The organism is Desulfobulbaceae bacterium DB1 (assembly GCA_001914235.1).
Classification (GTDB): Bacteria; Desulfobacterota; Desulfobulbia; order Desulfobulbales; family SURF-16; genus DB1.
This window is the reverse complement of sequence record MQUF01000021.1, coordinates 73,925-95,110: the sequence shown is the minus strand read 5'-3', so window position 1 is coordinate 95,110 and position 21,186 is coordinate 73,925. Positions and strand designations below refer to the sequence as shown.

The following is a 21,186-nucleotide window of genomic DNA, read 5'->3' as shown; positions in this document are numbered from 1 at the left end:
CGGCCCGCAACTCCCTTTGATTTCCACGGCGACAATTGACAGAAAAAGCACATTGATTTATAGATCATCTGTCTACTTCTTTACTATAACTCCAAGAGGAAAAATATGATCACCATCAACGAGAATTACCTGAAACTGCAGGCCTCCTACCTGTTTTCCGATATTGCCAAGCGGGTGGCCGCTTTTCAGCAGAGCAATCCCGACCGCGACGTCATCAAACTGGGCATCGGCGACGTCACCCGCCCCCTGCCCGCCGCCTGTATCGAAGCCCTGCATCAGGCAACCGATGAAATGGCCGCGGAAAAAACCTTCCACGGCTACGGGCCGGAGCAGGGATATGCCTTCCTGCGGGAGGCCATTGCCGAACATGACTTTCAGGCCAGGGGCGCGAACATCGCGGCTGATGAAATATTCATCAGCGACGGCGCCAAATGCGATACCGGCAATATCCAGGAAATCTTCTCAACCGAAGCGAAAATCGCCATCCCCGACCCGGTTTACCCGGTCTATCTCGACACCAACGTCATGGCGGGCCGCACCGGCGTCTTTGCCGACGGCCGCTACCAGGGGCTGACCTATCTGGATTCGGTGAAGGGCAACAACTTTATCCCCGACCTGCCCAAGCAGCCGGTTGACCTCATCTACCTCTGCTTTCCCAACAATCCCACCGGCTCCACCATTTCCAGGGAGCAGTTGAAAACCTGGGTCGATTATGCCAGGGCCAACAAGGCGCTTATTCTCTTTGACGCCGCCTATGAGGCCTTTATCCGCGACGAATCGCTGCCCAAATCGATTTATGAGGTGGAAGGGGCGAAAGAGGTGGCCATCGAGTTTCGCAGTTTTTCCAAAACCGCCGGCTTCACCGGCACCCGCTGCGCCTTTACGGTGGTGCCCAGGGAATGCCGCGCCTTTGACGGCAAAGGCAATCCGCAGTTTCTCCACCCGCTGTGGAATCGGCGCCACTGCACCAAATTCAACGGCGTCTCCTATCCGATCCAGAAGGCGGCGGCAGCGGTTTACAGCCCGGCCGGCAAGCTCCAGGTCAGGGAACTGACCGACTATTACATGCGAAACGCGGCCCTCATCAAACAGGAGATCACCGCCCTTGGATTTGACTCGGTGGGCGGCGACAACGCCCCCTACATCTGGATCGACGGCCGGGGCCGTGATTCCTGGGAATTCTTTGACATGCTGCTCAACAAGGCAGGGGTGGTCTGCACTCCGGGCGCTGGTTTCGGCCGTTGCGGCCAGGGCTATATCCGGCTTTCCGCCTTTAACAGCTTTGAAAACGTAACCCGGGCCATGGAACGGATACGAGCAGCTTTGAAATAAAATTCACCACGGAGAGCACAGAGTTCACAGAAAATTAATTTTACATTTTTTTGTGAGTTCTGAGCTCTCCTTCCAGTTCTTCCAAAAAATCGTCAAATATTCAGCGGTTCAAGCGGCATCCATCCGGACGCCTTTTCATCGGAAAAATGCCGGGCGATCAGCTGAAACGATTCCTCCATGGCGATAAAGGCCTTTACCACATCCGGATCAAAATGGCTGCCGCTGCCCTGTTGAATGGTCCGCAAGGCCTCCCGGTGAGTGAAAGCCGGTTTGTAGCGCCGCGCCGAGATAAGGGCGTCGTAGACATCGGCCAAGGCCATCAACCGTCCGGCAAGGGGAATCTCCTCTCCCCGCAGCCCCCTCGGATAGCCCGATCCGTCCCATTTCTCATGATGCGTGTAGGCAATCTCCCCGGCTACCCGCAAAAAAGAATGGCCCCGCTGGTCAGGCAAACGGGATTCCGCCTTGCGCAGGGTTTCATGGCCGTAAAGAGTGTGTTTTTTCATCGCGTCAAATTCTTCCGGGGTCAACCTGCCGGGATTGAGCAGGATACTGTCCGCCACCCCCACCTTGCCGATATCATGTACCGGCGCCGAGCGGAAAAGCATATCGATGGTGTCCCAGTCAAGCGCCTTTTCATACTTCGGCAGAGTGGCCAGATGCTCGGCAAGCACCCGGACATAATGCTGGGTCCGCATGATATGTCCTCCGGTTTCATTGTCCCGGGTCTCGGCCAGGGCAGTCAGGCTGAGGATGGTTGTATCCTGGGCGATCAGCAATTCCCTGGTCCGCCGCCTCACCTCTCCCTCCTCCTGCCGGAACTTCATCAAACTCAAAACGGCAAAATTGCCGAAAAGCGGCAGCGCCGGCCAAAGAGGATTGACGAAAAAAGCGTGTTCCCTGAGAAGGAAAAACGAGCCGTACCATACCCCAACGCCGCCGATGACAAGAAACAGAACACTGACAAGAGGCCGTGCCACGGCGAGAATCAAGGTCGAAAACAGACCGAACAGGAAAACGATGCCGAGTTCGACGCCGCCGGCCCACAAGGGACGGGAAAGAAAATGACGGTTCATGATATTTTCGATGATGGTGGCGTGCACCTCCACCCCGGCATAGTGGGGATCAAGAGATGTGGGGTGCATGTCCATCAGGCCCGCGGCCGATGTGCCGACAAGCACCGTTTTTCCCTGAATGCGCTCTTTTGCCACCTGATTCTTGAAGATGTCGGCCGCCGAAACAGAATCAAAAAAACCTCCTTTGCCCCGGTAGGCGAGCAGGAGGTTTCCCGCCTCATCAACCGGAATACGGCGGCTGTCCAGCAGCACTGCCTGCAGCCGATCATTTTCCAGGTCAAGAATCAGGCTTTTCCTGCCCAGTGCCCGCATGGCCGTTGCCAGGGCCAGGCTGGGATATAATTTTCCCCGATAGGTGATAAGGAGAGGAACCCGGCGCAGAACCCCATCCTCGTCGGCCGGGTAATTGAGAAAACCGGATGATTCGACCGCCCGGGAAAGTTCGGCAAGATTGGTGATCGCCGCCCCGGCCTTGAACAGACGCGAGTCAGCCGACACGCTTGGCCCCTGACGATAGACAATATCAATGGGATGCAACAGCTCCTCGTGAACGGCATCCCCATCGCCGTCAAAAAGGAATTTAAAACCAGCGACAAAAGGCCCCTGTGCGAGGGACTTGGCCAGCGTCAGGTCATTGTTTGCCGGAGGCAGCGACAATCCCTCAAGGGCAAGGGTGACATCAAAGTCGCGTTTCATCTCCTGCCGCAGGATATGCAGGGAAGTTCTGTCCGGCTCGGCAAAAAGGATATCCAGGCCCACGGCCGCCGGTTCCAGGCTGTTCAGTTTGTCGAGCAGCAGGGCGACCCGGTAACGGGGCCAGGGCCATTGGCCGAATTCCGCCAATGCTTTTTCATCCAAGTCGACAAGAACCGGACCATTTTTTCCCGTCTCCCGGGGCAGGGCGCGAATCATGGAATCGTAAACCTTGAGCCCCACCAAGTTCAGCAGGGAAGGTCGATAGATACAGGCCAGGCAGAACAGCAGGGTGACCGCGGCGCCGCAGAGGAGGAGAAGTCCTCGTCCGCGGGAGTGCCGATGGCGGATTATCATTTAACGACAACCTCAACCCTCCTGTTTCTCGGTTCATCCACCTCATCCGGGGTTGGAATCAAAGGGTTGCCTTCTCCGTGGGAAGAGACTGCGATAAGCGCGGCATCGACACCCTTTTCCACCAGCAGGTCCCGGATATGTTCGGCCCGCTTTGTTGACAGGGCAAAATTGTCTTCCGGCGACCCAACGCGGTCGGAATGGCCGATGACGCTTATATCCCGGGAGTCTTTCGCACTGACGGATTCAAGGATCTCGGGGAGCAAAGAGGCCGACTGGTCCGTCAGCTGGTTTGATCCCCGCTGAAAATACAGGAGAAAGCTTTGCGGCTGGCGCGGCTCCACCGCCAGCGCCGCATTGAAGGTACGGTTGAACTCCTCGTCGCTCATGGGCGGAGCCGCCGTGGGCGCGCTGTGTGGACCGGCAACTTCAATGGTGTCACCCGCCGCATCGATGGCCATGCTTCCCTTGTCGTTGACAACCTCGATACTGCCTACTTTTCCGTCCTGATCAGGAAGCAGGACAACAACATTTTTTGAGGAACAGCCGGAAAGGATCCCGACCAGAACAAGACAGAACAGGATATGAACAGCGCTTTTCATAAACACTCTCCTTTCGGCGGATTAATTTCCGGCAATTTTGGCGGCAAAGCGGGTGCCGCGGATGGCGATGGTGCCCACCGGCGTTTCCAGCTTGATGGACTCGGGCGAAAGTTTGCCCATGACCCCGGAAAGATAGACAAAGGTGCCTTTAATCATTTTCGCCAGCAAAGAAAAACGGCCCTGGTCCGGAGAAAAGACATACTCCTCCAAGGCAAGCTGACTGTCGGGCCCAAGGGAAAAAATGGTGTTGTCCTGCAGGATGACGGCGACCGCCCCATCCGCGCCGGTGATGAGGATATCCCGGGCATAAATCTTCATTCCCTTTTCAGCCGGAAGAACATCACCCTGCCGCTCGATGGTGACCGTGCCCTGCACATTCTTCACGGAGCCGGCCGGATTTCCGCCTGCCAGAAGCGGCAACGCCGGAAGCAGCAGAAACAGAAACAGAAAAAAAATCATTTTTTTCATAAGACCTCCTCTGTCTTCAATATGATTTCACACCTTTTTCAAGCTTATCAAATTGCCGGATCGTTTGACAAGGACCGCCTGCTTAAAATAAATTCGACATCTCCGCCAGGATGGCGATGATTTTTTTTTGCTGTTTTTCAATGCTCGCGACCAAACGGAACTGAACCAGGGCGCGCTGCAGGTTCTGACCAGGGAAAGCGGTTTTAAAGTAGATGTCGCCTTCCAGATGGTCGGTGAAAAAACGCATGCCCAACTCAAGGGCAATCAGCTTCACCGCATCGGCGAGGAAATGAACATCTCCCGTGGTCAACAGCCTTCCCGCCTCTGCCGCATATCCCCGCAGAATGGCCCGGCACAGATCAACATCAAAAAAAACAAGGTCGGATGCCGCACTCTCTTCCCCTGAGGTGTTGCAACTTGACCGAAGACAGTCGCCGATATCATAGAGCAGCAGCCCCGGCCTGACCGTGTCAAGGTCGATCAGGCTCACCGCCTGCCCGCTTTTGCCGTCAAAGAGAATGTTACTCAGTTTGGGGTCGCCGTGAATGGGTCGCACGAGAAGTTTTCCCTGGTCGGCTGCTTTTTCCAGCACGGCTATCGCCTCTCGCCGTTGGTTGATAAAATCCCGGCAGAAACGGCTGTCAATCGAGTCCTCCCCCCGCCCGGCGGCCCGGACCAGGTCGTAACGGGCCAGGTAAAGGGGCGCGACATGAAAGCCCGGCAGGGTGTCATGCAGGCGGCGCGGATCAAGATCGTTGATCAGGCGGTGGAAGCGACCCAGGGCAAAACCCACCTCATGGGCCCGTTCCACACTATCAAGTTCCTCAAAACACCGGCTGTCCTTGATGAAATGGAGCACCCGCCAGCAGCCCCCCTCGGGATCACGCCAAAAATCACGGCCCGACAGGGTTTGCCGGAGAAGGGGCATTTCCCAGCGGCGGCCGGGCAGCGCTTCTCCCTTTGCCGCGACATGATCGCAGACAACCCGGAGATTTTCCATGACCCATTCGGGACGGGGAAACACCCGTGAACTGATTCTTTGCAACAGATATGACTGCTTGTCTTCGCCGTTCAGGGAAACCAGAAAGGTGTCATTCACCTTGCCCGTCCCATAGGGCCTGACAGCAGCAATTTCCGCGGCGGCAAAAAACATTCGGGCCGCGACATGAGTTTTTTCCATCGATCCAATACCATCCGTGCGGGCGACGCAAAAAGTCTTTTTCACCAGGGGATCACGAAGAAATCATTTTATTCCGCTAAGTTGTCCCAGCAAAACCTGCTCCCCCGCTCTTCATTTCTAATTTTTTTTGCGAGTTTATCATTTTTTGGCCTTTACGAACACCAATTAAAACATGTAGATTAATATCCATGCAGATCAATAAGATACGCTCAGCAAACAATTCACGATTTATCATCCTCCTGCTGCTGGCGCTGCATCTGGCCCTGGCCGGCTGCAGCACGACCTCGACGCCGGGCCCGGAAACCCTTGAACCGACAGAACGTGATAAAATTGCCCGCCTCGGCTATGCCATTCAGGCGGGCGCCTTCGGGGACGTTGAAAATGCCGCAAAACTGAGCGCCGTTCTCAACCGAAAAGGACTCAGCGCCTATTATTTCCGCCATGAATCAGGACTTTACAAGGTGCGCTTCGGCAATTTCCCCTCTCTTGATCAGGCGCAGCACAAGGCCGAATCTCTTTTGCGGGACGGAATTATTGCGGACTATTATGTCGTCCGACCGGAATCATACGCCGTTGCCCGCCTCGGCCTGCAGGATGATGCCTTTCTGCGCGACCAGTTGATCAACACCGCCGCAAATTTTGTCGGTATTCCTTATAAATGGGGCGGTCAATCCATCGATGAAGGGTTTGACTGCAGCGGCCTTGTCATGGCCGTCTACCAGTTGAACGGACTCAACCTGCCTCGCACATCATGGAAGCAGTATCGTACCGGCAAGGCGGTACAGGTTGATGAACTGAAAAAAGGCGACCTGGTCTTTTTCGCCACCAATGGCGGCAGAACCGTGTCGCACGTGGGAATTTACACCGGCAACAACACATTTATCCATGCCCCGAAAAGGGGGAAGCCCATTCAGAGCGCCTCCCTTGACAACGCCTATTTCAAAACACGTTTCATGGGCGGCCGAACCTACCTGGGAGACAGTTAATGCAAGCTCGCGGCGCAGGGATTATTTATCTTTTGACGATCTTGGTCCTTCTCGGATGTCTGTCGGCCAGGGAAACACGGGCGGAAAACGACCCCGGACTCCCTGTTTTCGTGTCCATCCTGCCCCAGGCATTTTTTGTCGAGCGGATCGGCGGCAACAGGGTGACAGTGGACGTCATGGTGCAGCCCGGCCAAAGTCCCCATACCTATGCCCCGAGCCCGAAGCAGATGGTCAGGTTGGCCCGGGCCAAAGTCTATTTCCGCATCAACGCGCCTTTTGAAAACGGCTTTATCCCAAAACTGCAAAGCGCCGTTCCGGGCATCGAGATTATTGATACCACCCGGGGAATTGTCCTGGAAAAAATGGACGACCACAACAACACAGACGATCACCACCACGATGAGGATCTTGACACCCATATCTGGCTTGACCCCCTGCTCGTCAAAAAGCAGGCGGCCATCATCAGGGATGGCCTGAGTGCAATCGACCCGGCCGGCCGTCTTTATTTTGAAAACAACTTCATCCGATTCGCCGGCGAGCTTGACAACCTGCATAACCGCCTCAGCCTGGCGCTGGCCCCGCTCAAGGGGAAAAGCTTTTTCGTCTTTCATCCCGCTTTCGGCTATTTCGCCAAGGCCTACGGGTTGCGCCAGGTTGCAGTTGAGACCGGCGGCAAGCAGCCCAGCGCCCGGCATATTGCCCAGCTCATCGAAAAGGCGCGGGAAGAAAAGGTGAAAGTGATTTTCGCACAGCCCCAGTTTTCCACAAAAAGCGCGGAAACCATTGCCCGGGCCATTGACGGAGTGGTCATTGCCCTTGATCCCCTGGCCGGAGATTACCTGGCCAATATGGAGAAAATTGCCGCAGCCATTGAAAAGGCATTACAATAATGCCGGGGAAAGAAAAGAAGCCGCCTTCGGCCGTCTTAGGGCAGGATACGCTCCGGCGCATTGAAGATATTAAGCCGTTCCGGCCGGGCATAGGCCGCCAGGGTCAAACCGGCGCGCCTGGCAATGGCAAGCCCCAGGGAAGAAGGCGCGGTGCGTGACAGGACAATGGGAATGCCGATGCGGGCGCATTTCAGCACCATATCCGAAGTAAGACGGCCGGTGGTGTAAACCGCACCTCTCGGTGTTACCTTTTTTAACAGAATGGCGCCGATAATCTTGTCCACCGCGTTATGACGCCCCACATCCTCGTAAAACGCCTGCATCCTGCCGTCCGCCCAGAGCCCGCAGCCATGGACGCAATGGGTATCCTGTCCGAGCCGCGAGGCATGAAGAGTCGTGAGAATGAATTCCCTTATTTCGGCAAAACCGACCGTGTATTCCCGCAGGGGATCAAACGCCCCTTCCAGCATTTCCCGGGAAATCTTTCCCGTTCCACCGCAGCCTGAGGTGATAATCACCTCCTTGGGCGCCGCATCCTCTTCCACATCGGCATAAACCGATATTCTCCCTTCCGGACAGACCAGCACCTCCTTGACCTGATCAGGAGTCGTGACATAGCCCTGGCCGAAAAGAAACCCGGCGCCGAATTCTTCCAGTCCGGTTTCCAGCACCATTGACGCCCCGATCACCTTGTCGTTCAAGGCGACCTTGTACGGGGTTTCAATGGCAACGATTTCCTCCTGCTCCTGGAGCCCTTCCGGGGTAAGGACAAACGTGGAGTGAGCCAATGTTATCTGTTTGATCATATTTTTACTTTTCTGCCTTGCCGGGCCGCATGGAATTTAAAAAAAGCGCTGAAGTCAAGGAAACCATCCGCCGAACAATCAGTAATTTCCCTTTTTTCTCCGATATAATACCCATAGAAAACCGATTCATATACTTTGTTCCACAACAGGCATCCTCCCCCTGAAAACACAGAACCTTTGCAAATCAAAAACATGGCCGTCTCGCCGGCACGAACCGCATACGCGGCGTAACGAACCCGCGGCAAAACGAACAAAAAACCACGCAAATTACCTGAAAGCACCGAGAATAACAAAAAAATGCCACGTTGTTGTATTTTTGTTTTGTCTTTTGGGTAGTTTTACTTATATAATTTAATTCAACGAGATTGCATAGAAATTCCTTGGGCAACAGACAGGCCATGCTCCTTGTCTGATTTGTTTTTTTCCGTTGTGCGCAGACTGACAAGAGTAATCGATCCAGGCGGTTTCAAGGTTTTTGAAATGACAAAGACATTTCACGTTCACCTCTCCTGCGCTCAGGGCGCAGCAGCACCTGTCTCCGCGACACGTCCCGCCCTTATAACCATGGGCGGCGGGAAAGCCCGGTTGAAAAGGCGCGGCAAACTTCTGCCGGCCGACGGTATTTTCTCCTTCTTTCCGTGCCTCCCTCCTCTGCCCTCCCTCACCTTACAGCGCAAGGGAAATCTCGAGCAGGCAAGCGGGATCAGGCGGGATATTTCCATCACAAGCAATTTCCCGATGAAACAATACGCTTCAGTCCTGTTTTCCGGGACAAAGGAGGGGGAGATGTCGATTTGGCCGATCCTGAAAAAAAAATTTCTTAATAAACCTTGATGTCCGGCTTGCCGTTGTGATATAGGTAATTCTACAGACATATAGGTATTTCTACAGACCTGCACGGTTCTTGGCGATACTTTTTTAGCAGTACAACCCAAAAGCAATTCTTACCAGCATGAAGGAGGGTTCAATGGAAGTCTCAAGGCGGGATTTTCTGAAGCTGTCCGGCACCACCGTAGTGCTCGGATCCCTTGGCGTGAACCTCGATCCTGCCAGGGCCTATGCCCAAGGCCTCAGGATCAAGAACGCCAAGCAGACCACCACGATCTGCCCCTATTGTTCCGTGGGGTGCGGCATAATCGTTTACGCGGAAAACGGCAAGGTCATTCAATCCGAGGGCGACCCTGATCATCCGATCAGCGAGGGGACGCTCTGTTCCAAGGGTTCTTCCTTGCTGCAGATGGCGAACAACGACACGCGCGTCAAGAAACCCATGTACCGGGAACCCGGCGGAACGGCCTGGAAAGAAGTGGAATGGGACTGGGCCCTGGACAGAATTGCTCGCCTTGTGAAAGACGCACGGGACAAGAACTTCAAGACGACCTCCAAGATCATGGTAAAGGAGACACAGCCGGACGGCACGGTGCTGGAGGTCGAAAAAGAGGTCACGGTCAACCGGACGGACGCCATCGCCCATATCGGCAGCGCCGCCATGGATAACGAGGAGTGCTACCTCATCCAGAAACTTATGCGGTCATGGGGCCTGGTGTACATAGAACACCAGGCGCGTATCTGACACTCCGCAACTGTTGCGGCTCTGGCAGAGTCGTTCGGACGCGGTGCAATGACGAATCACTGGATCGACCTGAAAAACGCCGATGTCATATTGGCCATGGGCTCAAATCCAGCCTCGAACCATCCTGTTGCAATGAAGTGGATCATGCGCGCCAGGGAAAAGGGCGCCAAACTGATCAGTGTTGATCCACGCTTCACCCAGACCTCCGCGAAAGCGGATCTCTATGCCCCACTCCGTTCCGGAACGGATATCGCCTTCCTGGGCGGCATGATCAACTACATCCTGGAAAAGAACCTCTATTTCCGGGACTACGTTGTCAACTACACCAATGCCTCGTTCCTGGTGAGCCCGGATTTCAAGGGTCCGTCCGACCTGGACGGCCTGTTCTCCGGCTACAACACGGAGAAACGGAGCTACGACAAGACATCCTGGTCCTTCCAGAAGGGCGAAGACGGCCTGCCGCTGAAGGACCCCACCCTGCAGGATCCGAACTGTGTCTTCCAGCTCCTGAAGAAACATTATGCCCGCTACACCCTGGACAAGGTAACAAACATCACCGGCACGCCCAAGGACAAACTGGAGGCCGTGTATGAGCTCTACGGCTCCACCGGCAAACCTGACCGGGCCGGCACCGAGTGCTACGCCATGGGCTGGACCCAGCACACCGTCGGCACCCAGAACATCAGGGCCATGGCCATCATCCAGCTGCTGCTCGGCAACATGGGCGTGGCCGGCGGCGGCGTCAACGCCATGCGCGGCGAGTCCAACGTGCAGGGCTCCACGGATCACGGCATCCTGTTCCACATCCTGACCGGCTATAACCCGGTTCCGAACGCATCCCTGGTCGACCTGGCGACGTACATCGAAAAAACAACGCCGACAAGCAAGGAACCGCGCAGCGTCAACTGGTGGGCCAACCGCCCCAAGTATATCGTCAGCTACCTCAAGGCCATCTATGGCGAGGCAGCGACCAAGGAAAACGATTTCGGCTACGCCTGGCTGCCGAAGCTCGATGTCGGTCAGAACTGTTCCTGGCTCATGCTTTTTGACAAGATGCTTGGAGGACAGTTCGAAGGCTTCTTCGCCTGGGGGCAGAACCCGGCGTGCTCGGGAGCGAACTCCAACAAAACGCGAGCGGCTTTGTCCAAGCTCAAATGGATGGTAAACGTCAATCTTTTCGACAACGAAACCGGTTCCTTCTGGCGTGGTCCAGGCATGAACCCGGCGGACATCCAGACCGAGGTGTTCATGCTGCCGTGCTGTTCGTCGGTGGAGAAAGAGGGCAGTATCTCCAATTCCGGACGCTGGGCGCAGTGGCGCTACAAAGCCGTAGAACCCGCCGGCCAGTCACTGCCCGACGGCGAGATCATGAACGAACTTTATTTCAAGGTAAAGGAACTCTATAAAAAGGAAGGCGGCGCCTTTCCCGAGGCGATCATAAACCTGACCTGGGATTACGGCGAACGCGACGCAGCGGGCAAGGTCAAGCACATTGACACCCACAGGGTGGCCAAGGAGATCAACGGCTACTTCCTTGAGGATGTTTACGACACCAAGGTGGAGCCGCCCAAGCTCATCGGCAGGAAAGGGGATCTGGTCACCAGCTTCCCCTCCCTGCAGGCCGACGGCACCACCTCCAGCGGCAACTGGCTCTACTGCAATTCCTATATCATGAAGGACGGCAAGGAAGTCAACATGATGGCGCGACGCGGCAAGGACGACCCAACGGGCCTCGGCCTTTATGCGGGCTGGTCCTGGTGCTGGCCGGTGAACCGGCGGATCATCTACAACCGCGCCTCGGTGGATCTGCAAGGGCAACCCTGGGATGCGAAACGGCCGCTCCTGAAATGGAATGCAACGGATAAAAAATGGGAAGGCGACATTCCCGACGGCCCGGCGCCGCCCATGGGCACCGAAGGCAAGCTGCCCTTCATCATGAAGCCGGACGGCGTTGCCTCGATTTTCGGCCCGGGCCTCAACGAAGGGCCGTTCCCGGAGCATTACGAAGCCTTGGAGTGTCCGCTCGAGGAAAACTCCATGTCCAAGCAGCGGATCAACCCGACCATCAAGATCTTCGGCGGCGAGTCGGATGCCTTTTACTCCTGCGACCTGCGGTATCCATTCGTGGCGACCACCTACCGGGCGTCGGAACACTGGCAGACCGGCTGCATGACGCGGCACTGCTCATGGCTGCTGGAAATGCAGCCGCAGAACTTCGTGGAGATGAGCGTGGAACTGGCGAAAGAGCTGGGCATAAAAAACGGCGAAACGGTCGTCGTTGTCTCCGGCCGCGGCGAAGTGCAGGCGGTGGCGATGATTTCCGAACGGTTCAAGCCCTTCAAGATAGCGGACTCGACCGTCCACCAGGTCGGCCTGACCTGGCATTTCGGCTGGCAGTTTCCCGAGGACGGCAGCGGGTTCGACAGCGCGAACCTGCTTACCCCGAACGTGGGCGACGCGAACACAATGATACCCGAGTCGAAGGCCTTCATGGTCAACGTCCGGAAGGCATAAGGGGGTGAACCATGGCAACATCAGAAAGCAAAAATCGTAAGGCGATCCTGGTTACCCCGGAGGTCTGCATCGGCTGCCGGGCATGCCAGGTTGCCTGCAAGTCCTGGAACCAGCTGCCGGGCATCAAGACGAAGAACAACGGCACATACCAGAACCCGCCGGACCTGGCGAGTTCGGCCTTCAACATCATTCAGTACAGCGAGGTGCCGTCGCAGAATAATCCCGTGCGCTGGCTCTTTCTCAGCAGGCGGTGCATGCACTGCGAGGACGCGGGTTGCATGAAGATCTGTCCCGCTCCCGGCGCCCTGTTCAGGACAAAAGAAGGGGCGGTGGCCTATGATCGCGACAAGTGTATCGGCTGCAAGCTCTGCGTCAACGCCTGCCCCTTTGACGTCCCTCGCTACGACGAGGAAGGCAAGGTGACGAAATGTCATCTCTGCTTCGATCGGATAGGCGAGTCAATGACGCCGGCCTGCGTCAAGACCTGCCCCACCGGCGCCCTGCGATTCGGGGATAGAAACCAGCTCATCGACACCGCCAAAAAAGAAGGATTCACCACGATCTACGGCGAGTCCGACCTCGGCGGCCTGGGCTCTATCTACGCTTTCAAGGAGGAGCCCAAGCTGTACGGCATGAAAGATAATCCAACCCTTCCGTCCAGCGTGATTTTCTGGCACACGGTCTTAAAACCGTTTGCAGTGGTCGGTTTGGGCGGCGTGGTTGCCGCATCGCTGGTCCATTATCTGGCGGTCGGCCCCCACAAGGACGAGGAGGTGTGACATGGCGGAAATGGTAAGAAAATCAAGTTCGGACGAGATCATCAACCACTGGATCATGGCCGTAAGCTGCATCCTGCTGATCATCTCCGGCTACGGCTTTCTGTTCAAGCTGGAGGCCGTCGGCGCCCTGTTCGGCGGCTTCGACACCATGAAGACGGTGCACAACTGGCTGGGAGTCGTCTTTATCGTCTCCCTGCTCTACTCCATGCGCCATTACCTCAAGGATGCCCTTGAGTTTGACGCCGATGACCGGCAATGGTTCAAGGTCGCGGGTGGATACCTTTCCCACAAGGTGAAGGTTCCTCCCATGGGGAAATACAACCCCGGCCAGAAGCTATACTATCTGGCTATTGTAGCGGCCGGCATCGCCATTGCCCTTTCGGGTTTCGCCATCTGGCTCATCCGGGATAATGCGGGCCTGATACTTTTTGCCCACCTGGTTCACAACGTGGCGTTCTGCATCTTCATTATCGCCGTGCCGGTCCATATCTATCTCGGCACCCTGGCAAACCCAGGGACCTTCCAGATCATGGTAAACGGCATGGTCCCGCTGGAGGTCGCCAAAAAAAGATATCCCAAGTGGATGAAGGCGATCGGCAAGATGTAAGGCGGCGTCAACTCAATCAGAGTCAAGGAAAGAGGGGAGGAGAACTCCCCTCTTAGGGTCCATATGATAAAATCAAGCCTGTTTGCCGTTGTCTTTCTCTTTCTCTTCTCCTTGGCCCAGGCCGGGGACAAGAGGATCGAAGTCGCTGTCGGCGACTCTCCGACCATGGGGCCGGCGGACGCGCCGGTAACCATCATCGAGTTCATTGATTTCCAGTGACCGCACTGCGTGGCGGCCGGTCCGACCGTCAAACAGATACTGCGGGCTTACCCCGGCAAGATCCGGCTGGTGATCAAGAATTATCCCTACAAATACCGTGATTTTGCCCGGATCTCCGCCGAGGCGTCACTGGCGGCACGGGATCAGGGCAAATACTGGGAAATGCACGACCTCCTCATCGCCCGTTCGCCGAAACTCGACCGAGGCAGCCTGATCGCCTATGCCGGGGAGCTGGGGCTTGACGTGAAAAAATTCACCGAATCCATCGACAGCGGCGCGCATGCGACGGCGATCGATCGCGATCTGAAGCTTGCCGAGTCAATGGACCTTTACAACACGCCAACCTTTTATATCAACGGTCGGCAAGTTATCGGCGAACGTCCCTTCAGCTATTTCAAGAAGATCATCGATGAGGAACTGGCCCAGGCCGGAAGGTAGGCGAATGAAAAAAATTGTGTGGATTCTCCTCGGGGTGCTCTGCCTGCCGTTGTCCGGACTGGCCGGCCACCTGGAGCCGTTCAAAAACATCCCGATTCCGGCGCTGAACCCACAGACGCCGGCAAAGGTTGAACTGGGCAAAAAGCTTTTTTTCGACCGGCGGCTGTCCGGCGACGGGACCACGAATTGTGGAACCTGTCATGATCCGGAGCAAGGGTACAGCGACGGCCTCGAAATATCGCTCAACTATCCCACCACCCGTAACTGGCGCAACTCGCCCACTTTGTTCAACGTCGCCTTCCAGCAGTACCTGTTCCATGACGGCCGTTCTTCGTCCCTTGAGGATCAGGCGCTTTTCCCGATGATGTCGGCCTTTGAGATGAATCAGAATCTGGATTTCATGGAGGAAGAGATCCGCTCCGTGCCGGAATACGTCGCGGAGTTCACCCGCGTCTTCGGTGACGCCGACGTGACCCGTGAGCGCATCGCCATGGCCATCGCCGCCTTTGAGCGGACCATTGTTTCCCGCGACGCCCCGCTGGACCGCTTTCTGGCCGGTGACGGCAACGCCCTCACCGAGGAGGCGCGGCACGGGTATGAACTGTTTGTCGGCAAGGGGAAGTGCGCTGAATGCCACTTCGGTGTCAATCTCGCCGACAACCGTTTCCACGCCCTCCATGTCCCCGAAAATCCCGAACACCTGACCGACCCGCGCATCGCGGCGACGCGCCGCTTTGTCGCCAAGGTCTATCACTTCGAGGAGTACCGGACCCTGGCCGAGGATCCGGGCAGGTATCTGATCACCAAGGAACAAAAGGACTGGAAGGCGTTCAGGACCCCCACCCTCCGGGAGATCGCCAAGACCGGTCCCTACATGCACAACGGCGTCTTCGCCACCCTGGACGAGGTCATACATTTTTTTAACGACGGCGGCGGCAAAGGCAATATTGTGCTCACGCCCCTGCGGCTCACCTCGGCGGAAATGCGACAGCTCAAAATTTTCATGGAAGAAGGGTTGACCGGCGCGCCGTTACCCTTCACCTATCCCAAGATACCGTAAGGAGGATCATGTCCATCAATATCCAACCCCACATCGAACAGCGGCCGCACCTTAAGGATCCCCTGGAATTTTATGCCAAATGGCAACACTTTCACGGCAAGGCCGTCTCCCTGCTGCCGAAAAGAGGATCAACGCCGAACGACGACTCCAGGGCATACCCGTCGGACAGCGTTGTGCCGCTTCTCCGGGCATTCACCTCCGTTTTCGGCCTGTCCGACGAAGAGCTTGCGCCGCTGGCCAAGGCCCTCACAGGAAACGAAATTGACTTCATGCGCCTCCCCCTGGACGAGATGCCGGCCCTTGCCCTCCCGTACGCCGAGGAGGAACAGGCCTCTCTTTTTTTTCTGCTGAGCAGGCCCTTTTTTCTTGCCCTGCGCCAGGTCTGCCTGCTTGACGGCCGGGAATGGGAGGGAGGACGCTGTCCACTTTGTTCGGCACGCCCGGCACTGGCCTCCATCGTGGAAGGACCCCGCCGCCATCTGCACTGCTCCTGGTGCGGCACCACCGGTCCCTATCGATTCATCGGCTGCCCGAATTGCGGAAACGAAAATACGACAAAGCTCGGCACCCTGGTGCCTGAAGGCGGCGAAGCGGGATTTCGGATAAGTACCTGCGATGACTGTCACACCTATATCAAGGTCGCGGAAGGCCGGGTACTGGAGGAGATGACCGCTGATCTGGCCGATCTGGCCAGCCTGCCGCTGGACATCGTGGCCCAGGAAAAGGGGTACACGCGCAGAGCGCCGAACCCCATCGGCCTGAAGAAGATCACCTAGCAAACGACTGTCCGGCCCTTCCGAAGCGGAAGGGATCCACTCGATGTCAAAGTTTCCGGTTGACGGTTGACGGTGAGCTGTTTTATGCTGACCGGCAACCAAACTAACCTATTTAATACCCAGCGGGTTTTCTTGCCAAAGGAACCCGCTCTTTTTTGCAAAAGAGTTTTTCCCATGCCCAAGATCGTCACCTTTATCGGCTGGCACGACAGCGGCAAGACCACCCTTGCCACCCAGGTGATCAGCCACCTGAAAGAAGCCGGCTACCGGGTTGCCGTCATCAAATCGAGCAAGGAAACGGGCGTCAGTTTTGACGCGCCCGGCACCGACACCGGCAAACACCGCCAGGCCGGCGCCGACTCCGTTCTCTTTGTCGCCCCGGACCAGATGGTTCTGATGACCGCAAACAGCAATCTTGCGCTGACCACCCTGGCCCACCGCTACTTCGCCGATGCCGACATCGTCATCGGCGAAGGGTTCAAGCAGGCCGACCGTGTCGCCAAGATCGAGGTTGCCCGCAACCATGACCAGCTGCTGCGGGACACGGTGACCGGCGTCATTGCCGTGGTCACTGATCAGGACATTGCCGGGGACTCCGTCTTTCGTCCCCATCAAAGCCGGGAGATCGCCGCTTTCATTGAAAAACGTTTCCTGCGAAACGGCCGTAACGGCGCCGAAGAGGTGTCCCTGCTGGTCAACGGCAGCAGAATCCCCCTGAAAAATTTTGTCCAGAGATCCCTGGCCGGCACGGTGGCAGGTTTTGTCAAATCACTCAAGTTGACCGAAAACGCGCGGGAAATAGAAATCCGCATCAAGCTGAACGATTCCGACGGCGACAACTGCCCGCAAAGATGAAAGGATTCTTTAATCTCATCAGCTCGCAACAGTTCACCGACCTGTTTTCCGGTTTCACGCCGCTGGCAGGGGAACGGATCCCCCTTGTCAAAGGACTTGGCCGGGTGCTGGCCGAGGACGTCCTGGCCCCGGAATCCCTCCCCCCTTTTTCCCGCTCCACCATGGACGGCTTTGCGGTGCGGGCGCGGGACACCTTCGGCTGCAGCGAATCGGAACCCGCCCTGCTCTCCGTGAACGGCGAGATCAGCATGGGCACAAGCGGACGCGCCATCTGCCTCAAACCGGGCGAGACAGCCCGTATCTGGACCGGCGGCGAGCTTGCGGAAAAAGCGGATGCGGTGGTGATGCTCGAATACACCAACCCCATCGACGACCGCACCATCGAGATATTCCGGGCCGTGGCCCCAGGGGAAAACGTCATCCAGACCGGCGATGATTTCAAGCGGAATGCCCCGGTGCTGAACCGGGGACGTTGTCTGCGGCCCCAGGATTTGGGGGTGCTGGCGGGACTCGGCATCACCGATATTTCCGTGACCCAAAAACCCGTGGTGGGCATCATCAGCACCGGCGATGAGCTGGTGGCGCCCCATCACACCCCGGCTCCGGGCCAGATCAGGGACATTAACACCACAACCCTTACCGGTCTGGTCCTTGAGGCAGGCGGCATCCCCCTGCCGCTCGGCATCATCGGCGACGATTTCAACGCCATGCTGCAGGCATGCCGGGAAGCCATGAACAGACCGGTTGACATGCTGCTTCTGTCCGGCGGCAGTTCGGTGGGGAAACGGGATTTCACCCTGGAGGTCCTACAGGAGCTTGACGGAACCGAACTGTTGGCCCACGGGGTTTCCATCCGGCCGGGCAAACCCACCATTTTCGCCCGGCGCGGCAACTGCGCCCTTTTCGGCCTGCCGGGACACGTGGCCTCGGCCATGGTGGTTTTTTATCTTTTTGTCCGACCGCTGCTGCTGCGCATGTGCGGCGCGGAAAAAACCATGCTGCAGCGCTTGTCCGCCATCACCGGCGAACAGATTCCCTCTTCCATCGGCCGGGAGGAGTATGTACGGGTCCGGCTCGAATACCAGCCCCACTCGCTTTTCCCCGTGGCCTCTCCGGTCTACGGCAAATCAGGGCTGCTGAAACCATTGGTGCTTGCTGACGGCATGCTGAAAATCGAACGCGATTGCGAGGGTCTTGACAAGGGAGAACAGGCGGAGGTGCTTTTATTCCCATGAAACGAAAAATCTACTTGAAAATGAAGACGCTGGAAGAGGCCAGGGAGATTTTCCTCGAAAAATTCATTTCCCTGTCAACAGGCGAAGAGGAAATCGACAGCCGGCAGGCCGCCGGTCGCGTCACCTCGTGCCCTGTGTCCGCCCGTTTTTCCTCGCCTTCCTTTCACGGCGCCGCCATGGACGGACTTGCCGTGCATGCCCTTGACACCTTCGGCGCTTCGGACGATTCGCCGGTCAGCCTGGATATTGCCGGCGGCCAGGCGCTGCCGATCAATACCGGCCATCCCCTGCCGCCGGGCAAGGACGCGGTGATCATGATCGAAAATGTGCTGTTGAGCGACGATCGGAGCCAGGGCGTCATCCGGGCACCGGTTTATCCCTGGCAGAACGTGCGCAAGGCAGGGGAAGACATTGTCGCCACCGAACTGCTCTTTCCCACCAACCACCGCATCGCCCCGGCCGACATCGGCGCCCTGCTGACCGCGGGCTGCGCCAGGGTCACGGTACGTAAACACCCCCATGTCACCATCATCCCCACCGGCACGGAACTGATCGACCTGGAGAATAATGAACAGGAGATCCCGACCGGCAAAACGGTTGAATCAAACAGTGCCGTGCTGGCCGCCATGGCCCGCCAGACCGGGGCGCGGGTGACGGTTACCCCGCTGGTGGTTGACGATTATGACAATATCATAAGGCATCTGCGGCAGGCGGTGGATTCCGCCACCGACCTGGTGGTGATCAATGCGGGTTCATCCGCCGGCAGCGCCGATTATACGGTACGGATCATCGAGGAACTGGGCGAGGTGCTGGTGCACGGCGTCACCATCATGCCGGGCAAGCCGACCATCCTCGGCGCCGTCAACGGCAAACCGGTGGTGGGCAATCCCGGCTACCCGGTCTCCGCCATTATCTCCTTTGAACAGTTCGTCCTGCCGCTGCTTGCCGCCATGCAGGGCGAGGAACATGAAGCGCCCCGACGCCTCGCCGCCCGACTGGCCAAAAACATGCCGTCACGGGCCGGCATGGAGGAATTCCGCCGGATGATTACCGGCCGGATCGATGATCATTTTGTCACGGTGCCGCTCAAAAAAGGGGCAGGCGCCATCACCACCCTGACCCGGGCCAACTCCATGCTGCGCATCCCCCAGGAAAGCGAGGGTCTAAGCAAGAACAGCCCGGTGCAGGTGGAGCTGCTGCGCCCCCAGCGCCAGATTGAAAAGACCATTCTCTGCACCGGCAGCCACGATCTCACCCTGGATCTGATTCACGATTTCCTCAAAAAAAGTCATCCTTCCTTTCCCCTTTGCTCCACCCACGTCGGCAGCCTGGGCGGCATCATGGCCATCCGGGAAGGCATGACCCATATTGCCGGCAGCCACCTGCTCGATCCGGAAAGCGGTGATTATAACCGCTCCTCCATCAAACGCTATCTGGCCGATCAGGAAATAACGCTGATCACCTTGGTTTACCGCCGCCAGGGTTTCATGGTGCGGCCGGGAAACCCGAAAAAAATCAAGGATGTCCATGATCTGCTCCGGGACGACGTCACCTTCATCAACCGCCAGGCCGGTTCCGGCACCAGGGTGCTGCTTGATTACGAGCTGGCCAAAGCCGGGCTTAAGGCAGACGCGATCACCGGTTACGACAACGAGGAATACACCCACATGGCGGTTGCGGTCAGCGTGCTGTCCGGCAAGGCCGACGCCGGGCTTGGCATTCTCGCTGCCGCCCGGGCGCTGAAACTCGATTTTGTCCCGGTGACGGAAGAACGCTATGACCTGATCATCCCCAGCCGCTTCCTGGAACTGCCGATGATCAGACACCTGTTACATATTATCAACCAGGATGATTTCAAAAAAACGGTTGAGGCCATGGGCGGCTATTCCACCCGGGAGACCGGCCATTTCCTTCGGATTTAAACTAACCCAGCCGGAATTTCACGACCATAAAGCCGCTTCCGTCAAAAAAGGAAACGGCTTTTTTTGATATTTCTTCCCGACAGCCTCCCCCTCTCACCGCCCGCATTGCTGCTGTTTTGATAAAAATAAATTGTTTTTTTGACTTAAGTCAAAGCGCCGTCCTATAATCATCGGTATAGGTTGCCTGAAGCACAGGGTGCGAAAGGCAAGAGAGCCGTGATTCCCGCGAATCCTCAGCCGATTTTGCCCGATATACCTTTCCGTGCAGGATACAGTCCTCTGTTTCCCGTTGACCCAGGATGTTTTCATTTTGAAATCCACCAAAGGAGGTGCACCCATGAATAAAAAGAAGAGGAAGGGGATCGGCATGTTCGGTCCGGCCGTCCTCGGAGTCATCATTCTTGTTGCAATTTTCGTGGCGCTGGGGCCGCCCGGGCTGCTGGCAAAATCGGAAACTCCCGCCTTCTGCGCCGGGTGCCATGTGATGCAAGACCAGTATGACGCATGGTCCCATGCCGGAGCCCATCGTCGCGAGATGTGCGTCGACTGCCATCTGCCGAACCAAAACAAGGCCGTCCATTATGTCTGGAAGAGTATCGACGGAATGAAGGATGTCCTGGCCTTTTATTCCGGCCGGGTACCGGAGCGGATCGTCGTCAGCAGCCACGGCCAGGAGGTGTTGCAAAGCAATTGCATCCGCTGCCATGAAAGCGCCGTTGCCCACATCGACCACGAACGTCTTTGCTGGAAATGCCATCGCCGGGTTGCCCATCGCGGAAGCGGTCAGATTCAAACACTGTGAGAAACCTAAAGAAAACATG

General features: G+C 57.0%; 19 protein-coding genes and 1 pseudogene. 14 read left to right on the top strand and 6 right to left on the bottom strand.

The annotated features are described in order from the left end of the window. Nucleotides 1-105: 105 nt before the first annotated feature. Nucleotides 106-1,332 carry an LL-diaminopimelate aminotransferase gene (locus tag BM485_15800; protein OKY74076.1) on the top strand — a complete coding sequence of 409 codons (1,227 nt, stop codon included), beginning with the start codon at nt 106-108 and terminating at the stop codon, nt 1,330-1,332. Nucleotides 1,333-1,424: 92 nt separating this feature from the next. Here BM485_15800 and BM485_15795 read toward each other — a convergent pair whose 3' ends face one another. The 4 genes from BM485_15795 to BM485_15780 all read right to left on the bottom strand — a co-directional run bounded on the left by BM485_15795 (nt 1,425) and on the right by BM485_15780 (nt 5,705). Then, nucleotides 1,425-3,458, bottom strand: coding sequence for a hypothetical protein (locus BM485_15795; protein ID OKY74075.1), 2,034 nt, complete (start codon nt 3,456-3,458; stop codon nt 1,425-1,427). After that, nucleotides 3,455-4,057, bottom strand: coding sequence for a hypothetical protein (locus BM485_15790; protein OKY74074.1), 603 nt, complete (start codon nt 4,055-4,057; stop codon nt 3,455-3,457). Before BM485_15790 ends, BM485_15795 begins: the two co-directional genes overlap by 4 nt. 21 nt (nt 4,058-4,078) lie before the next feature. Continuing rightward, nucleotides 4,079-4,525, bottom strand: coding sequence for a hypothetical protein (locus BM485_15785; GenBank protein ID OKY74073.1), 447 nt, complete (start codon nt 4,523-4,525; stop codon nt 4,079-4,081). A gap of 82 nt (nt 4,526-4,607) precedes the next feature. Beyond that, on the bottom strand, nt 4,608-5,705 hold the full coding sequence (locus BM485_15780) for a hypothetical protein (protein OKY74072.1): 1,098 nt from the start codon (nt 5,703-5,705) through the stop codon (nt 4,608-4,610). 188 nt (nt 5,706-5,893) lie between these two features. Here BM485_15780 and BM485_15775 point away from each other — a divergent pair, with 188 nt between their 5' ends. Together BM485_15775 and BM485_15770 are read left to right on the top strand one after the other, a co-directional pair. After that, entirely contained in the window at nt 5,894-6,691 is a 798-nt protein-coding gene (locus BM485_15775) for a hypothetical protein (protein OKY74071.1), read from the top strand. After that, on the top strand, nt 6,691-7,581 hold the full coding sequence (locus tag BM485_15770; protein OKY74070.1) for a hypothetical protein: 891 nt from the start codon (nt 6,691-6,693) through the stop codon (nt 7,579-7,581). Before BM485_15775 ends, BM485_15770 begins: the two co-directional genes overlap by 1 nt. Before the next feature lie 35 nt (nt 7,582-7,616). Here BM485_15770 and BM485_15765 read toward each other — a convergent pair whose 3' ends face one another. Both BM485_15765 and BM485_15760 read right to left on the bottom strand, forming a co-directional pair. Beyond that, entirely contained in the window at nt 7,617-8,387 is a 771-nt protein-coding gene (locus tag BM485_15765) for a formate dehydrogenase family accessory protein FdhD (protein ID OKY74069.1), read from the bottom strand. Continuing rightward, nucleotides 8,384-8,641, bottom strand: coding sequence for a hypothetical protein (locus BM485_15760; GenBank protein OKY74068.1), 258 nt, complete (start codon nt 8,639-8,641; stop codon nt 8,384-8,386). The genes BM485_15765 and BM485_15760 overlap by 4 nt, the downstream gene beginning before the upstream one ends. Nucleotides 8,642-8,951: 310 nt before the next feature. Here BM485_15760 and BM485_15755 point away from each other — a divergent pair, with 310 nt between their 5' ends. From BM485_15755 to BM485_15705, 11 genes and pseudogenes are all read left to right on the top strand, one after another. Next, entirely contained in the window at nt 8,952-9,221 is a 270-nt protein-coding gene (locus BM485_15755; GenBank protein OKY74067.1) for a hypothetical protein, read from the top strand. A 133-nt stretch (nt 9,222-9,354) separates the two neighbouring features. Next, nucleotides 9,355-12,474: pseudogene (locus tag BM485_15750) on the top strand (formate dehydrogenase-N subunit alpha). Nucleotides 12,475-12,485: 11 nt separating this feature from the next. Next, entirely contained in the window at nt 12,486-13,253 is a 768-nt protein-coding gene (locus BM485_15745) for a 4Fe-4S ferredoxin (protein ID OKY74066.1), read from the top strand. Nucleotide 13,254: 1 nt separating this feature from the next. Further along, nucleotides 13,255-13,860: a formate dehydrogenase subunit gamma gene (locus tag BM485_15740; GenBank protein ID OKY74065.1), complete on the top strand. Its 606-nt coding sequence runs from the start codon at nt 13,255-13,257 to the stop codon at nt 13,858-13,860. A 228-nt stretch (nt 13,861-14,088) separates the two neighbouring features. After that, the gene (locus BM485_15735; GenBank protein ID OKY74064.1) at nt 14,089-14,517 is read left to right on the top strand and encodes a hypothetical protein; all 429 of its coding nucleotides are present in this window, start codon (nt 14,089-14,091) and stop codon (nt 14,515-14,517) included. Nucleotides 14,518-14,521: 4 nt separating this feature from the next. After that, on the top strand, nt 14,522-15,577 hold the full coding sequence (locus BM485_15730; GenBank protein ID OKY74063.1) for a hypothetical protein: 1,056 nt from the start codon (nt 14,522-14,524) through the stop codon (nt 15,575-15,577). A gap of 8 nt (nt 15,578-15,585) precedes the next feature. Then, entirely contained in the window at nt 15,586-16,353 is a 768-nt protein-coding gene (locus tag BM485_15725; GenBank protein ID OKY74062.1) for a hypothetical protein, read from the top strand. A 174-nt stretch (nt 16,354-16,527) separates the two neighbouring features. Next, complete coding sequence (locus tag BM485_15720; protein ID OKY74101.1) at nt 16,528-17,208, top strand: molybdopterin-guanine dinucleotide biosynthesis protein B; 681 nt, start codon at nt 16,528-16,530, stop codon at nt 17,206-17,208. Next, nucleotides 17,205-18,443, top strand: coding sequence for a hypothetical protein (locus BM485_15715; protein ID OKY74061.1), 1,239 nt, complete (start codon nt 17,205-17,207; stop codon nt 18,441-18,443). Before BM485_15720 ends, BM485_15715 begins: the two co-directional genes overlap by 4 nt. After that, nucleotides 18,440-20,365, top strand: a complete 1,926-nt coding sequence (locus BM485_15710; GenBank protein OKY74060.1) for a molybdopterin biosynthesis protein — start codon at nt 18,440-18,442, stop codon at nt 20,363-20,365. The genes BM485_15715 and BM485_15710 overlap by 4 nt, the downstream gene beginning before the upstream one ends. A 337-nt stretch (nt 20,366-20,702) precedes the next feature. Continuing rightward, the gene (locus tag BM485_15705) at nt 20,703-21,167 is read left to right on the top strand and encodes a cytochrome c nitrite reductase small subunit (GenBank protein OKY74059.1); all 465 of its coding nucleotides are present in this window, start codon (nt 20,703-20,705) and stop codon (nt 21,165-21,167) included. Nucleotides 21,168-21,186 lie beyond the last annotated feature (19 nt).

What these genes read in the sequence shown, in the direction of transcription:
- BM485_15800 (OKY74076.1), top strand. Translation starts at nt 106, where the DNA reads ATGATCACCATCAACGAGAATTACCTGAAACTGCAGGCCTCCTACCTG.
- BM485_15795 (OKY74075.1), bottom strand. Translation starts at nt 3,458, where the DNA reads ATGATAATCCGCCATCGGCACTCCCGCGGACGAGGACTTCTCCTCCTC.
- BM485_15790 (OKY74074.1), bottom strand. Translation starts at nt 4,057, where the DNA reads ATGAAAAGCGCTGTTCATATCCTGTTCTGTCTTGTTCTGGTCGGGATC.
- BM485_15785 (OKY74073.1), bottom strand. Translation starts at nt 4,525, where the DNA reads ATGAAAAAAATGATTTTTTTTCTGTTTCTGTTTCTGCTGCTTCCGGCG.
- BM485_15780 (OKY74072.1), bottom strand. Translation starts at nt 5,705, where the DNA reads ATGGAAAAAACTCATGTCGCGGCCCGAATGTTTTTTGCCGCCGCGGAA.
- BM485_15775 (OKY74071.1), top strand. Translation starts at nt 5,894, where the DNA reads ATGCAGATCAATAAGATACGCTCAGCAAACAATTCACGATTTATCATC.
- BM485_15770 (OKY74070.1), top strand. Translation starts at nt 6,691, where the DNA reads ATGCAAGCTCGCGGCGCAGGGATTATTTATCTTTTGACGATCTTGGTC.
- BM485_15765 (OKY74069.1), bottom strand. Translation starts at nt 8,387, where the DNA reads ATGATCAAACAGATAACATTGGCTCACTCCACGTTTGTCCTTACCCCG.
- BM485_15755 (OKY74067.1), top strand. Translation starts at nt 8,952, where the DNA reads ATGGGCGGCGGGAAAGCCCGGTTGAAAAGGCGCGGCAAACTTCTGCCG.
- BM485_15745 (OKY74066.1), top strand. Translation starts at nt 12,486, where the DNA reads ATGGCAACATCAGAAAGCAAAAATCGTAAGGCGATCCTGGTTACCCCG.
- BM485_15740 (OKY74065.1), top strand. Translation starts at nt 13,255, where the DNA reads ATGGCGGAAATGGTAAGAAAATCAAGTTCGGACGAGATCATCAACCAC.
- BM485_15730 (OKY74063.1), top strand. Translation starts at nt 14,522, where the DNA reads ATGAAAAAAATTGTGTGGATTCTCCTCGGGGTGCTCTGCCTGCCGTTG.
- BM485_15725 (OKY74062.1), top strand. Translation starts at nt 15,586, where the DNA reads ATGTCCATCAATATCCAACCCCACATCGAACAGCGGCCGCACCTTAAG.
- BM485_15720 (OKY74101.1), top strand. Translation starts at nt 16,528, where the DNA reads ATGCCCAAGATCGTCACCTTTATCGGCTGGCACGACAGCGGCAAGACC.
- BM485_15715 (OKY74061.1), top strand. Translation starts at nt 17,205, where the DNA reads ATGAAAGGATTCTTTAATCTCATCAGCTCGCAACAGTTCACCGACCTG.
- BM485_15710 (OKY74060.1), top strand. Translation starts at nt 18,440, where the DNA reads ATGAAACGAAAAATCTACTTGAAAATGAAGACGCTGGAAGAGGCCAGG.
- BM485_15705 (OKY74059.1), top strand. Translation starts at nt 20,703, where the DNA reads ATGAATAAAAAGAAGAGGAAGGGGATCGGCATGTTCGGTCCGGCCGTC.